14 protein-coding genes, 1 tRNA gene and 1 other RNA gene are annotated in these 13,176 nt (G+C 61.3%); 8 read left to right on the forward strand and 8 right to left on the reverse strand.

The features are described from left to right. Positions 1 to 13: 13 nt before the first annotated feature. The gene (gene mptB, locus ACNQOP_RS02670; protein ID WP_416403228.1) at positions 14 to 1,570 is read right to left on the reverse strand and encodes a polyprenol phosphomannose-dependent alpha 1,6 mannosyltransferase MptB; all 1,557 of its coding nucleotides are present in this window, start codon (positions 1,568 to 1,570) and stop codon (positions 14 to 16) included. Between the two features lie 147 nt (positions 1,571 to 1,717). Here mptB and orn point away from each other — a divergent pair, with 147 nt between their 5' ends. The 4 genes from orn to ACNQOP_RS02690 all read left to right on the forward strand — a co-directional run bounded on the left by orn (position 1,718) and on the right by ACNQOP_RS02690 (position 4,092). After that, positions 1,718 to 2,353 carry an oligoribonuclease gene (gene orn / locus ACNQOP_RS02675; protein ID WP_257367908.1) on the forward strand — a complete coding sequence of 212 codons (636 nt, stop codon included), beginning with the start codon at positions 1,718 to 1,720 and terminating at the stop codon, positions 2,351 to 2,353. Between the two features lie 132 nt (positions 2,354 to 2,485). Then, a tRNA-His gene (locus tag ACNQOP_RS02680) sits at positions 2,486 to 2,561 on the forward strand. Positions 2,562 to 2,687: 126 nt separating this feature from the next. After that, positions 2,688 to 3,260 carry a peptide deformylase gene (gene def, locus ACNQOP_RS02685; protein ID WP_257367907.1) on the forward strand — a complete coding sequence of 191 codons (573 nt, stop codon included), beginning with the start codon at positions 2,688 to 2,690 and terminating at the stop codon, positions 3,258 to 3,260. Between the two features lie 4 nt (positions 3,261 to 3,264). Further along, positions 3,265 to 4,092, forward strand: a complete 828-nt coding sequence (locus ACNQOP_RS02690; RefSeq protein ID WP_416403229.1) for an acyltransferase domain-containing protein — start codon at positions 3,265 to 3,267, stop codon at positions 4,090 to 4,092. Here ACNQOP_RS02690 and ACNQOP_RS02695 read toward each other — a convergent pair. The 4 genes from ACNQOP_RS02695 to rnpB all read right to left on the reverse strand — a co-directional run bounded on the left by ACNQOP_RS02695 (position 4,077) and on the right by rnpB (position 7,421). Further along, positions 4,077 to 4,877 (reverse strand): HNH endonuclease family protein, encoded by an 801-nt coding sequence (locus tag ACNQOP_RS02695; RefSeq protein ID WP_416403230.1) that lies wholly within the window; start codon positions 4,875 to 4,877, stop codon positions 4,077 to 4,079. The two genes, ACNQOP_RS02690 and ACNQOP_RS02695, sit on opposite strands and share 16 nt — an antisense overlap. Positions 4,878 to 4,996: 119 nt before the next feature. Continuing rightward, positions 4,997 to 5,206 carry a hypothetical protein gene (locus ACNQOP_RS02700; RefSeq protein WP_235522097.1) on the reverse strand — a complete coding sequence of 70 codons (210 nt, stop codon included), beginning with the start codon at positions 5,204 to 5,206 and terminating at the stop codon, positions 4,997 to 4,999. Positions 5,207 to 5,279: 73 nt separating this feature from the next. Beyond that, positions 5,280 to 6,767, reverse strand: a complete 1,488-nt coding sequence (locus ACNQOP_RS02705; RefSeq protein ID WP_257367904.1) for a glyceraldehyde-3-phosphate dehydrogenase — start codon at positions 6,765 to 6,767, stop codon at positions 5,280 to 5,282. A gap of 263 nt (positions 6,768 to 7,030) precedes the next feature. After that, positions 7,031 to 7,421: RNase P RNA component class A (gene rnpB / locus ACNQOP_RS02710), an RNA gene on the reverse strand. Between the two features lie 57 nt (positions 7,422 to 7,478). Here rnpB and ACNQOP_RS02715 point away from each other — a divergent pair. Further along, the gene (locus ACNQOP_RS02715; RefSeq protein ID WP_416403232.1) at positions 7,479 to 8,258 is read left to right on the forward strand and encodes a YaaA family protein; all 780 of its coding nucleotides are present in this window, start codon (positions 7,479 to 7,481) and stop codon (positions 8,256 to 8,258) included. A 12-nt stretch (positions 8,259 to 8,270) separates the two neighbouring features. Here the strand turns inward: ACNQOP_RS02715 and ACNQOP_RS02720 are convergent, their stop codons facing one another. Continuing rightward, positions 8,271 to 9,008: a zinc ribbon domain-containing protein gene (locus ACNQOP_RS02720; RefSeq protein WP_235522095.1), complete on the reverse strand. Its 738-nt coding sequence runs from the start codon at positions 9,006 to 9,008 to the stop codon at positions 8,271 to 8,273. 89 nt (positions 9,009 to 9,097) lie between these two features. Further along, complete coding sequence (locus ACNQOP_RS02725) at positions 9,098 to 10,009, reverse strand: Nif3-like dinuclear metal center hexameric protein (protein ID WP_416403233.1); 912 nt, start codon at positions 10,007 to 10,009, stop codon at positions 9,098 to 9,100. A 114-nt stretch (positions 10,010 to 10,123) separates the two neighbouring features. Here ACNQOP_RS02725 and msrA point away from each other — a divergent pair, with 114 nt between their 5' ends. The 3 genes from msrA (at position 10,124) to epsC (ending at position 12,276) form a co-directional block, all read left to right on the forward strand. Further along, positions 10,124 to 10,648: a peptide-methionine (S)-S-oxide reductase MsrA gene (gene msrA, locus ACNQOP_RS02730; protein WP_235522093.1), complete on the forward strand. Its 525-nt coding sequence runs from the start codon at positions 10,124 to 10,126 to the stop codon at positions 10,646 to 10,648. Positions 10,649 to 10,714: 66 nt separating this feature from the next. Next, positions 10,715 to 11,650 (forward strand): cysteine synthase A, encoded by a 936-nt coding sequence (cysK, locus tag ACNQOP_RS02735; RefSeq protein WP_235522092.1) that lies wholly within the window; start codon positions 10,715 to 10,717, stop codon positions 11,648 to 11,650. Positions 11,651 to 11,691: 41 nt separating this feature from the next. After that, entirely contained in the window at positions 11,692 to 12,276 is a 585-nt protein-coding gene (gene epsC / locus ACNQOP_RS02740) for a serine O-acetyltransferase EpsC (protein ID WP_235522091.1), read from the forward strand. On the opposite strand, the gene ACNQOP_RS02745 is transcribed toward epsC, so the two are convergent. Further along, positions 12,273 to 13,115, reverse strand: a complete 843-nt coding sequence (locus ACNQOP_RS02745; RefSeq protein WP_416403236.1) for an oxidoreductase — start codon at positions 13,113 to 13,115, stop codon at positions 12,273 to 12,275. The two genes, epsC and ACNQOP_RS02745, sit on opposite strands and share 4 nt — an antisense overlap. Between the last annotated feature and the right edge of the window lie 61 nt (positions 13,116 to 13,176).

A 13,176-nucleotide genomic window follows, 5' to 3' on the forward strand; every position in this document is an offset into this window, starting at 1 on the left:
TCTTTACGGGACTTCAGATGATGGGACGCAGGAAAGCCTGGTCCTTGTTGCGGAACAGGCCCTTGGTTTTGGGGTCCATGAAAATCAGATAGATCGCAAAGAAGATTGCGATGACGGCCGCGGCGATGCGGGCCAGCAGCAGGGCCAGGCCCAGGTCTTCGCTTTGGAGGTATGGGAACACATCCAATTGGTCCGAGATGGCGTAAACCATGAAGAACGACACCACGAAGTACAGGGCTTTGACCTGCCAATCGTTCCGGATGCCCGTCACTGCAAACAACGGAATCAACCACACGACGTACCAGGACTGAATCATCGGCGCCAGCAGCACAATGGCGGCAAACGCCAGCGTGAGGCGCCGCATGATTCGGTCGTAGTCGCCCCGGAAGATCAGCCATGCGACAGCGGCAACCATCAGGACTTTCCCTGCGTCATAGACCCCCTTGGCAAACACTGCGCCGTCCAGCCCCAAAACGTTGGCGATCGAGCCGACAGCCAAGCCGATCAGGCCCACGGGCGCGTACCAGATCGCTACGCTCCCAGGCGCTGACAAACCGTTGATCCAACCAAATCCGTAACCGTTAACCAGGCTCAGCGCGTAGAGCAGTCCCAGGCTCAGGGCGGCCGTGAAGAACCAGAACACGAACCTGCGGGGCCACGAAGCACCCTTGCCGGCCCACAGAAGCCCGATGAAGGGCAGGAAGACCACGGTTATTGGCTTAACGGAGATGGAGAGCGTGACCAAGACAATGCCGAGGATGACACGGCGGGTTGCGCAGTAGTACAGGCCCGCGAGGGCAAGACCGATCATCAGCGCGTCATTGTGGACGCTGGCAATGAAGTTGGTCAGGAAGAGCGGGTTGGCGGCCGTCAGCCAGAGTGCCCGATGCGGGTTGACGCCGTGAAGTTCCGCCAGCTTCGGGACATAGACAATGCACAGGACAACCCCCACCGCGGCGACCAGGCGGAAGAGCATGACGCTTGCTTCCGGATGGACGTTGGTGGCCCACACGACAAACTGTTCAATCCATAGGAACACTTGGCCGTAGGGCACTGGTGCCTCTGTCCACTGTTTGTCCGCACCCAGCTGGAAATAGTTAGGCAGGGCCGATATTCCGTTTTCGTAAGGGTTGATGCCTTCAACCATCAACCGGCCTTGCCCTATATATGCATAGACGTCCCTGCTGAAGAGGGGAACGGTGAACATCATGGGGAGCCCCCACGCCACCACGGCCTGCAACGTAGCTTTCCGGGCCTCAATGCCCCAGACCCTGACTCGCTGCCCGAGACGGAGCCAAGCGCGGACCAGGAGCATTCCGCCGATGGCCAGCAGGACGATGGACAGTGCAACTCCCACGCCTTCGGTGCGCATCCAGATAAAGAGTGGTAGCCGCCTCAGTTCGGAGGCCGGAGCAAGCCAACCCACTCCCAGCGAACCGAACACCATGAACATCGAACCAATAAATCCGGCAATCAATGGCGAACGGGCGTTATCCACTTCGCTGGCTACAGCAGCTTTTGACGTGTCTGCTTTCCCTGCCAGCTGCGCGGCGGGTACGGGCACCGTCATGTGGTTGTCGTCCAATCCTTCGCCCGCTGTGTTCGGGTCACATTCTGAGTCATCGGGGGCATTCCACGACAGGAAGAAACGACACTGTCGCGCCCAAAAATCGTACCATCGGAGCACTTGGATGCGACTGAGGGATAGGCTTGGCGCGTGCCTATTACTAATGAACGCATCGTCTGGATCGACTGCGAAATGACCGGCTTGGACCTGAAGAACGACGCCCTGATCGAGGTTGCTGCCTTGGTAACCGATTCGGAGCTGAATATCCTCGGGGACGGCGTGGACGTCGTAATCAAGCCCGACGATGCCGCACTCGAACAAATGAACGACTTCGTACGGGACATGCACACCCGCTCCAAGCTCCTGGAGGAGCTCCCCCACGGTAAAACCATGGCAGAAGCCGAAGCTGAGGTCCTGGAATACATCGAGAAGTGGGTACCGGATCCCAGGAAGGCGCCGCTGGGTGGCAACTCGGTGGGAACCGATCGGATGTTCCTGGCACGTGACATGCCGAACATCGTGGAGCACCTGCACTACCGGGTAATTGATGTCAGCACCATCAAGGAACTCTCCAGGCGATGGTTCCCACGTGCGTACTTCCAGTCGCCGGCAAAGCACGGCGGCCACCGCGCCTTGGGTGACATCAAGGACTCCATCGACGAACTGCGTTACTACCGCGAAGCCGTTTTCGTCGCCGCACCCGGGCCGGACACTGCCACCGCGCAGCGGATTTCCAAGGATGTGATGGCTTCGGCCGAAACACTGGGAACCAGCGAATCGGTGTGATCTGCAACATTTTTAGAGGTTTTTTCGCCAAAACCGGCAAAAGTGGACTTTGCACCCCAAAACAGCAGGTAAGCTATTTGTCGTTGCCTTCGAGGAAAGCCGGTCAAACGGACTAGCCGAAAAAGGCACATGGTGGGCTTAGCTCAGTTGGCAGAGCGCCTGGTTGTGGTCCAGGAGGTCGCGGGTTCAACCCCCGTAGCTCACCCCACCGAGATTGGCTGAAGAGCCGGTTTCCACAAAGGCCGTACCGGTTATCCGGTGCGGCTTTTGTTTTTAACCAGATCCAGGGCCGACTCCGCCTCGGGATCACAGCGTCAACGAAGGAAGATCTGACATGACCGTCCTGCCAGTCACCATCTGGGGCGAACCTGTCCTGCACCGCCGGGCAAGCGAAGTCGAGGTATTCGACGACGAACTTCGTGCATTGATAGCGGACATGTTCGAAACGAACGACGCAGCTAACGGAGTCGGCCTGGCGGCGCCCCAGATCGGCGTAGGTAAGCGCATCTTCGTCTACAAGTACGCCAACGACGACGACGTGCCTGAACAGGGCGTCGTGGTCAATCCGGTACTGACGCTCTCCAAAGTCTCCGGCGCGGCACCGGACCCCGACGAACACGTCGAAGGTTGCCTGTCCTTCCCGGGCGAGTACTATCCCTTGCAGCGTGCCGAATGGACCCGCGTCCAGGGCTTCGACGGGGATGGCAAGCCGGTAGACTTCGAGGCTACGGGCTGGTTCGCCCGGATCCTGCAACACGAGTTCGACCACCTCGACGGAAAACTGTACGTGAACCGCTTGATTGACCGGTACTCCAAAAAGGCCATGAAGCAGGCCAAGAAAAACGGTTGGGGTGTTCCTGGCCTGACCTGGATGCCCGGCGTGGACCCCGATCCTTTTGGACACTAAATCCATGGCCACCAGTTCCACAACAGAACTCTTCGAGCTCCTGGACATCTCCGACGACGACGCCGCAGAATGTGCCGCCCTTTTGGCGACGCCACCCAGCGCAGCCGTCCTACGGGCCATCAACTCCCTGCAGGAGCGTCTGGGAACCTTTCCCCGGGACAGCATCCAGGCAATCGACAGTAGCGAGACGAACTGGATCGAGGCCTTGCTTCGTTTCGCCCCGACGGTTCACAGCTACCACGTGGGTCTTGGGATCAGTCCTGCGGTGTCGGCTGCATCTTTGGGTGACGTAGGGTTGCAACTGCGCATTAACCGGCGGGTCCACGGCCGCTTTGGGCTGGATACCTGGAGTTGGCTGACGCTCCACATGGCCGGAAACCTGTTCCGCTTGGGACGTCTGCAATTCCACTTGGTCAGGAATTCCGATGTCGCAGAACAACAGCGTGGTTCCGGGTGGGAGCTTGGCGTTCACATTCCTGAAGACGGGGGCCTGTCCCCCGCCCTGGTTGACGCCAGTTTCACCGAGGCGGGGGGCTTTTTCCCCCGGTATTTTCCGGACAAACCGGCCGACACTGCCACGTGTGACTCGTGGATGCTTGATCCCTACCTGTTAGAGCGGCTTCCGGACAGCAACATAGCTTCCTTCGCACGGCGTTTCACGCTGGACCGCTGCACGGATGCACCCACGGACGCCGTGTACTTTACGTTCCGCCAGCGTGGCCTGCAGGACCTGGACAAGCTTCCCCGCGAAACGTCACTCCAGCGCGTCGTGCTGGAAAGGATCGACGACGGCGGCACCTGGCAACTGGGGCATGGTCACCTGGCGTTGTAGATGGTTGGTTGCTCAGGGCATCCGGAGAGTACCCGCTTCATCGCGTCCTTTTCGGCCGCAGTGACCCAGAGCCTGTAGGCAGTCTTCACCGAAATTTGACGCGCTATGTAGTGGCACCGGAAGTTCTTGTTAGCCGGTAGCCAGGTCGCGGCGTCGCCGGCTCCTTTCTTGACGTTCGCCGGACCATCAGCTGCGATGAGGTTCAGGGGATCGTTGGCCAACGTTTGCCGCTGCTGTGCTGTGAGTTCCTGGGCACCTTTCTGCCAGGCATCGGCCAGGGCCACGACGTGGTCGATCTGGACTGCCGCGCTGGTGTCCTGACCCCTTCGGAACGTCACGTGGGCACCCGTGTAGGGTTCCTCGAAGACTCCCCCGGCAACCTTGCAGGAGGAGCCGGCCGTGAATTCAACGTCCGTAAGATCCCTGTGCAGGATGTCGTTCCTGGTGTCGCATCCATTGTGGTCCACGTCCGCCCAAGCCTGGCCGAAAGCTGCCCTGTCATAGTCAGACTTCGGTGCCCTGCCTTTCACAGGAAGCCGCTCCAAGGCCGTGCTTGCACTTTCGGCAACAACGGGAGCTGCGCCCTTGACCGGTTTCATGAATGTCGCGTCGAAGACGGGCGCCTCGCTGGGGCCCGCTGCCCAGGGATCGGCGACGCCAAACTGGCCGGTGGTGAAGAACCAGGCCAAGCCCGCCACCAGTGCTGTTGCTGCGAAACCCAGAATGACCCAGGCGTGACGCGACCTGCGCCGGGCGCGTTTGTAGGCTGACCAGGTGATGCTCAAGGGACTCCGTCCAGTGGGGGCAGGCAATGTCCTACGAGCGTAGGACAAGGCCCCGACAGCCAGAGCAATATCCACAGTGTGGAGGAGAAGTCACACCGTGACGACGCTGATGTGGGGCTCTATTGCTCCCGCATCACGCGCTGAAGGTCTTCGGTTGCTACTTCGAGCAATGCGCGCAGCTGTTCAACGCGCTGATCCGGGACGTCACCGGCGGCATTGGCTGCGACTGCCTGATCGAGGAGTTTTTGGGCCTGCTTATGGTTGGCCCGCGCAACGTCCAGCGCGTGTTCGAGAGTGGTTTCGTGCTCAAGGGTTGATTCGTTGTCCATGAGCCCATTTTGATCAGGTTTCCCGGCTGTGGCCAGTGACACAGCCGGGAAACCCCTAAATAGTTTTGGTTGCTTAAGCGTCAGCCGTTTCCAGCAACGCGATGGGAGCAATCACGTCCTTGGCGGGGAATGACGGCGGGTTGACTCCGGCCATTTCCTCCATGACGCGGACAACCTGGCATGAGTAGCCGAATTCGTTGTCGTACCAGACGTAGAGAACCAGGTTCTTGTCGTTCGAGATGGTGGCAAGGCCATCAACAATGCCGGCGCGGCGGGAGCCGACGAAGTCCGTGGAAACGACGTCGGGCGAGTCGATGTAGTCGATCTGCTTGCGAAGGTCCGAGTGCAGGGACATCTCACGGAGGAAGTCGTTGACCTCGTCGCGCGTCGTGCCGTTCTCAAGGTTCAGGTTGAGGATGGCCATGGAAACGTCCGGGGTGGGAACGCGGATGGCGTTACCTGTGAGCTTGCCCTGCAGTTCGGGCAGCGCCTTGGCCACAGCCTTGGCAGCACCGGTTTCGGTGATGACCATGTTCAGCGCAGCAGAGCGTCCGCGGCGATCGCCCTTATGGAAGTTATCGATCAGGTTCTGGTCGTTCGTGAACGAGTGGACGGTTTCCACGTGGCCGTGGATGATGCCGAACTTGTCGTTGATGGCCTTCAGCACCGGGGTGATGGCGTTGGTGGTGCAGGACGCCGCGGTGACAATTTTGTCGTCGTCGTTAATGTCCCGGTGGTTGATGCCGTGGACGATGTTCTTGAGCTCGCCCTTGCCCGGAGCCGTGAGCAGTACGCGGGCGACGCCCTTGCTCTGCAGGTGCTGGGAGAGGCCTTCGGCGTCGCGCCAGCGGCCGGTGTTGTCCACGACCAGGGCATCCTTGATGCCGTACGCGGTGTAGTCCACCGTGGCGGGGTTGTCCGAGTAGATCACCTGGACCTGGACGCCGTTGGCCGTGATGGTGTTGGCTTCCTCGTCCACGCGGATGGTGCCCTCGAAGGATCCGTGGACGGAATCGCGGCGCAGCAGGCTTGCGCGCTTGACGAGGTCGTTCTCAGCGCCCTTGCGAACAACGATCGCACGGAGTCGGAGACCGTGGCCCCCACCGGCCTTTTCGATGAGAAGGCGCGCCAGCAGGCGGCCGATCCGGCCGAAGCCGTAAAGGACGACGTCGGTGCTGGTGCGGTCATCAGCGCCGCGCTTGCCAACGACGTCGGCAAGTTCCGCACGCAAGTACTCGTCCAGGGAGGCGCCATTGCCTTCAGCCCGGTACTTCTCCGTCAGACGCGCAATGTCGATCGCAGCAGCACCCAGCTCCAACTCGGACAAAGCGTTGAGCAGGGGTGCGGTTTCTTCGAGCAGGAGCTCGTGGTTGCTCATCCGGCGCGCGAAGCGGTGGGCCTTCAGGATGTTCATGGTGGACTTGTTGATCAAGCTCCGGCCGTGGATGCTGGTGACCACGTTGTTTTCCCGGTACAACCGGCCGATCACCGGAATCATGGCCTCGGCGAGAGCCTCCCGGCCCATCCACTTATCAAGACAAGAATCTGACGTCTGGCTCACAGAACTACCTTCCTTGGGTCAACCACATACGTCCTCGTATGCAGATGGCAGCGGCCGCCCGGAGTAGTCCTGCGGCACATGCGCCGGCGGGCTTCGGTCCACCCACAGCGCCTTGAACGAGAGCAAAGAAAATCCGCCGGCTGCGAACGCAGTCCCGGCGGCAGAACATCTACGTTCAGTACCTATTCTAGGGCGGAAGGACCGGGCGCAGGACTTTCGGAGGCGTGAAATCACTCACACGCAGTGTTTGCGCTGGTCATAAATGGATGGGTCGACCGATACGCCGGGTTCTGTCATCACTTCCGTTACCGGAAAGTGAGTAGCGGCCATCCATCTACGAACGCCGTTGCCGACGCCCTCCAGCAGCCTACCCGGACACTCGGGCGGGCAGCCCTCAAACGTGTCCTGTCTGGCCTTGCTCCGGGTGGGGTTTACCTAGCCTCCCCGGTCACCCAGGGAGCTGGTGGTCTCTTACACCACCGTTTCACCCTTACCTGCTGCCCCATGATGCAAGCATCACCGGGCGCAGGCGGTCTGTTCTCTGTGGCACTGGCCTGCGGGTTACCCCGAGTGGGCGTTACCCACCACCCTGCCCTGCGGAGCCCGGACGTTCCTCGAGCCACTTTCGTGACGCGCGACCGCCTGGTCGACCCATCCGCCATAAAGTCTACCGGCGTCGGGAGCTTGGAAAGTCCGGCGTAATATCGACTGGTGCTGATTCTGCTTCCGCCTTCCGAAGGCAAGACCCCTGCCACCAAAGGTCCCGCGATCAATTGGGAGTCGCTGAGTTTCCCCGAGTTGAACCAGTACCGCGCCACGGTTCTTGAGTCCTTGGGGACCGTGAGCGCGCATGAGGATGCCCTTGCGCTGCTGGGCGTCGGCGCTTCCTTGCGCGACGACGTCGAACGTAATACCCGGCTGCATGCCGAACCGGCTGCCCCGGCGCACCAGGTGTATTCCGGCGTTCTTTACGACGCCTTGGGCTATAAGAGCATGACCGCAACCCAACGGCGCAAAGCCACCGAATCCATCCTGGTGATCTCCGCTTTGTGGGGCGCCATCGGTTTTGGGGACCAAGTGCCCGCCTATCGGCTGTCCATGGGAACTGCACTGCCCGACGTCGGACGCCTCGCCTCCTACTGGAAGCCGCAGCTTAACGCCGTCCTCGCCAAACGGGCTGAAGGCGAACTGGTGGTGGATTGCCGGTCGAGCACCTACGCGGCTGCCTGGGCTCCCCCCGCCGCCCAGACAGTAAACGTCAACGTTTTCAGTGAGGCAAACGGCAAACGGACGGTGGTCAGCCACTTCGCCAAGCACACCCGGGGTGAACTGGCCCGGCACCTTCTGACACGGCGCGGCAAGGCGCCGGCCACGCCGGCACAACTGGCCAAGGCAGCCAGCGAAATGTGGATCACGGAATTGGTGGAGGGCACGGCCCGCAAGCCGCACGCACTCAACATCATCCTGGCTGGCCAAGTTGGGCCCAACTAGGGTCGGTCCGGCCTAGTTCCACTCTGCCGAACGGACCAGGATTACTCCCGAGTCCGGGCAGAAGACAATGTCGTCCTCTGCAGCAGCCTTGACTTCCGCGAGGTCCCCCGGGCTGAGCATCATGCCGGACCCTTCGGATTTGCCATGGAACAACCGAGCGGCGCCCACTCCCCGCTTGGCAATGGTCTTCTCGTAGATTGCCAGGAGCCCGGCGTCCAGGGACTCTGCAAAAGCGGCCCGCTGTCCACGAACGACGGTCTCTTCGGCGGCAATTTCGGCTATGGCCTCATCGAGCTCCGCGCGGATGCTGCCAAAGGAACCTTGAATGTCATCAACGATCGCCTGCTGGGCGGTCTGGCGTTCGCGAAGGGTGTCCAAGCGCTCAAGGATCTCCAGCTCGACGTCCTCAAGGTCGGAGCGGCGCTTGTTCAGCGAGGCAATGTCGCTCTGAAGCGCCACCAGGTCCTTGGACAGGCCCGTACCGCTGTTGAGCCTGGCTTCGTCGCGTTCGATGCGCGTAGCCACCTGTTCCACATCAGCCTCGGCCCGACGCAATTCCGCCTCGGCATCGTGCACGGCGACCTTGGCCGCTCCCAGTTCACCGTTGGCCACGTTCAGGGCGTCGGTGAGGTCGGTGATGCGTGGATCCGTCTCCAGGACGCGGCGACGGCCGGCCAACGACTTGAGCTTGGCATCGAGCCCCTGCAGTTCAAGCAATTTGTATTGTTCTGCCGGTGCTGCTTTCGCCACGCTTACCTCCGCTTGTCACTGCCGGTCCCGGAGATCAGGAGCGGCATGACACCCCCTATCTGTCGGGGCTGCCCATATCTTTCTAGACTCTAGTCCCCGCCGGGAGTCAGTATGAAGTCCCAGGGATCGCTATTGGTGCTGCTGACACGGATCTCGACGTCGAAACCCTGGTCTGCGAGCACGTTCCCCAAGGCCTCGGCCGCGGCAGGGAGCCACAGCCATTCGCTGGCGAAATGTGAAACGTCTATCAAGTAGGGACGACCGTTCGTGGCGCCCTCACGGGCCTCGGAGGCCGGATGGTGGCGCATGTCCGCAGTCACGTACACATCTGCCTGGCTGGCGCGGACAGCGGGAAGCAAACTATCGCCTGCGCCGCCGCATACCGCCACCCTGCGCACCAGGCCGTCCTTATCGCCGGCAACCCTCACGCCACCGGCCACTGCGGGGAGCATTTCAAAGACACGGGCTGCAAAATCACCGAGGGTTTCCAGGTCAGGAAGATCACCCACCCTGCCGATCCCCTCTTCGGGCAGTCCATTGCTGGCCGGAGTCAGGGGCGTGACGTTCTCCAGGCCGAAGGCGTCTGCCAGAACGTCGGACACCCCTCCAACGGCTGAGTCACCGTTGGTATGAACAGTCAGCAGTCCCGTCCCGGCCTCGATGAGGCGATGGATAGCCAGGCCCTTGGCTGACGTGGCCGCTACGGAATTCACGCCTTTGAGCAGTAGGGGGTGGTGCGTAATCAGCAGTTCGGCACCCCATTCGATGGCTTCATCGATGACTTCCAAGGTGGGATCCACGGCAAAGAGGACCTTGCTTACCGGAACATTGGGGCGCCCCGCTACCAGGCCGACTTCGTCCCACTCCTCCGCCAGCGACTCCGGCCAGAGCTCCTCCACGGCCAGTAACACCTGACCGAGCGTGGGTTCCCCCGTGGCCTCAACTGCTCCGTCATCTTCGCCGGAATCCGCATCAGAAATGTCAGTGTCTACTGCTTCCATACTCTTATTCTTACCTACCGGACCGAATCGGGCAGTCCCGCCACCCGGCGTCGCCGTTATTGTCCCGTAAGGTGTTGCGGGAATCATCACGCCCTCCGATCCATTGAAGAGAACATGAAAACTTTCGTACTTGGCGGCGGCTGCTTCTGGTGCCTGGATGCCGTTTACCAAAAAACCCGCGGCGTCAGCTCGGTTGTTTCCGGCTACACCGGCGGTCATGTCCGCAATCCCGACTACTACGAAGTCTGTTCCGGAACCACAGGCCACGCGGAGGTGGTGGCGGTGACCTTCGACGAAACAGTTGTTCCGGAGGAAGTCATCCTGGACATGTTCTTCGCCCTGCACGACCCCACCACCCTGAACCGGCAGGGTTACGACGTCGGCACCCAGTACCGTTCGTCGATGTTCTACACCACCACCGAAGAAAAGGTGCTGTTCGAAGAAGCAATCGAGCGCGCCCAGGCCCTCTGGTCCGACCCGATTGTGACAGAAGTAAGTCGACTCCCCGACTTTTATGAAGCCGAAGAAGTGCACCAGAATTACTACGCCAAGTTCCCCTACCAGGGCTACTGCCAGGTGATTATTAACCCGAAGCTGGCGAAGGCGCGGAAATATTACTCTGCGTGGCTTACTGCTTAGCAGGGTTTCGATCCGGCTCGTTAGGCTGACCTCAGCATTCCCTCCTCAGAGATAGGCACAATCTTCATGGCAAGGATCTACGACGACGTCACGCAGCTGGTCGGTCGCACACCGCTGGTCCGTTTGAACCGGCTCACCGAAGGCCTGGACGCCACCGTTGCGGTCAAGCTTGAGTTCTACAACCCTGCCAACAGCGTCAAGGACCGCATCGGCGTAGCCATCATTGATGCCGCTGAGAAGTCCGGCGCCTTGAAGCCCGGCGGAACCATCGTGGAAGGCACGTCCGGCAACACCGGCATCGCCCTGGCACTGGTCGGCGCTGCACGCGGCTACAAGGTCATCCTGACCATGCCCGAGACAATGTCCACTGAGCGCCGCGTCATGCTCCGCGCCTACGGTGCCGAGATCGTTCTGACCCCGGGTTCCGAAGGCATGCGCGGAGCAGTGGAAAAGGCCCAGGAGATCGTGGCCAACACTGAAAACTCCATCTGGGCACAGCAGTTCGCCAACGAGGCCAACCCTGCCATCCACCGCGCCACCACGGCCGAGGAAGTCTGGGAAGACACCGACGGCGAAGTCGACATCTTCGTTGCCGGCGTCGGCACCGGCGGCACCATCACCGGCGTCGGGCAGGTGCTCAAGGAGCGCAAGCCTGGTGTGCAGATCGTTGCTGTTGAGCCCAAAGACTCTGCGATCCTCAACGGCGGCGCACCCGGTCCCCACAAGATCCAGGGCATCGGTGCCAACTTCGTGCCGGAGATCCTCGACACCAACGTCTACGACGAGGTCCTTGACGCCACGCTGGAAGATTCGGTCCGCGTAGCCCGCGATCTCGGTGCCCGTGAAGGCATCCTGGGCGGCATCTCCTCAGGCGCCATCGTATGGGGTGCCCTTGAGTTGGCCAAGCGCCCCGAGAACGCCGGCAAGCTCATTGTCGCCGTCGTCTGCGACTTTGGAGAGCGCTACATCTCCACTGTCCTGTTCGACGACATCCGCGGCTAGAACTCGGCCCGTACGCCTTCATTTCCTGTAGAAAGGTCTTTGTGAGCTTCTTCGCAAGGCTTAAGGAAGACCTCGACGCCGCCCGGTCGCATGACCCGGCGGCGCGAGGCTCTTTCGAGAACTTTTTCGCCTACTCCGGACTCCACGCCATCTGGGCACACCGGGTGACGCACCGGCTGTGGCAAAACCCCGCGCTCCGCTTTCCGGCCCGCCTGATTTCGCAGCTGGCCAGATTCCTGACGGGCATTGAAATCCATCCCGGCGCTACCATCGGCCGGAGGTTCTTCATCGACCACGGCATGGGAGTGGTCATTGGGGAGACGGCCGAAATCGGCGAGGACGTGATGATCTATCACGGCGTCACGCTCGGCGGACGCTCCTTGGCCAAGGTCAAGCGGCACCCCACCATCGGCGACCGGGTCACCATTGGCGCCGGCGCCAAGGTCCTGGGTCCCATCACCATCGGCGCGGACAGTGCTGTGGGTGCCAACGCCGTTGTGGTCAAGGACGCGCCCCCGGAATCCATCATTACCGGGATTCCGGCCACGTGGCGGCACCGGGATGCAAGGTCCGAAACCAAACCTGCCGTGGATCCCGCCGAGTACTACATCGAGTACCGGATCTAGCCTCCAGCCAGTCTCTTGTAGAAATTCAGGAAAACGGCGTCGAAGATCCGGTCCGGAAGAATTCTGCGCATCGCCAGGACGCTCCAGGCCCCCCTGCCCACCGGGTAGCGGGTCCTGGGGCGTTTTGCGTTGGCGGCGCGAACTATCGTGTCGGCAACTACCCGGGCTGGCGTTGAGAGGACATGGCCCTGCCCGGACGTGGAAGCCAATGCCGCAGCGACGATGTGGGCGTGGTCTTCATAGGGTCCTTCCCCGGAGCGGGCGAGTAACCCAGTCCCCGCAATGGTTCCCCACTCGGAGTCTGTTCCGGACGGTTCGATGATGACCACGTCGATGCCGTGCGGCCTTAGTTCCAAACGCAATGAATCGCTCATGCCTTCCACCGCGAATTTGGTGCCGTGATACCAGGCTCCCAGGGGCTCGTAGATTTTTCCACCGATGGACGAGACGTTGATGATCCTGCCGGAGTGCGCCCTGCGCATACCGGGAATCACCAGCTGCGTCATGCGGGCCAGCCCCATGACGTTGACCTCGAACTGGCGTCGGCCTTCGTCGAGGGGAACCTCTTCAAGGGATCCATAGGAACCGTAGCCGGCGTTGTTCACCAGGACATCGACCCTTCCATGGGCCTTTTCCACCGATGCCACCGCGGATGCCATGGACTCCTCAGAGGTCACGTCCAAGGACAGGACCACGATTCCGCGCAACGTGAGTGGCTCCATCTTTTCAAGGCGACGCGCACCCGCGTAGACGGTAAAACCGGCGGCTTTCATGGCGATGGCGGTTTCGAAACCGATTCCCGTGGAGGCCCCTGTAACGATTGCGATCCGCGCTGTCATGGCTTTAGTCCTTTGCTGGCGGCCAGCGCACCGGCACCCGGCACGGCAAAGGCCGGCTCCT

This window comes from Arthrobacter sp. LFS091, from assembly GCF_047977885.1.
Lineage (GTDB): Bacteria > Actinomycetota > Actinomycetes > Actinomycetales > Micrococcaceae > Arthrobacter.

Bases quoted from the DNA above. Each gene is read 5' to 3' on its own strand.
- mptB (WP_416403228.1), bottom strand. From the start codon at position 1,570: ATGACGGTGCCCGTACCCGCCGCGCAGCTGGCAGGGAAAGCAGACACG.
- def (WP_257367907.1), top strand. From the start codon at position 2,688: ATGACCGTCCTGCCAGTCACCATCTGGGGCGAACCTGTCCTGCACCGC.
- ACNQOP_RS02690 (WP_416403229.1), top strand. From the start codon at position 3,265: ATGGCCACCAGTTCCACAACAGAACTCTTCGAGCTCCTGGACATCTCC.
- ACNQOP_RS02700 (WP_235522097.1), bottom strand. From the start codon at position 5,206: ATGGACAACGAATCAACCCTTGAGCACGAAACCACTCTCGAACACGCG.
- ACNQOP_RS02725 (WP_416403233.1), bottom strand. From the start codon at position 10,009: ATGGAAGCAGTAGACACTGACATTTCTGATGCGGATTCCGGCGAAGAT.
- msrA (WP_235522093.1), top strand. From the start codon at position 10,124: ATGAAAACTTTCGTACTTGGCGGCGGCTGCTTCTGGTGCCTGGATGCC.
- cysK (WP_235522092.1), top strand. From the start codon at position 10,715: ATGGCAAGGATCTACGACGACGTCACGCAGCTGGTCGGTCGCACACCG.
- ACNQOP_RS02745 (WP_416403236.1), bottom strand. From the start codon at position 13,115: ATGACAGCGCGGATCGCAATCGTTACAGGGGCCTCCACGGGAATCGGT.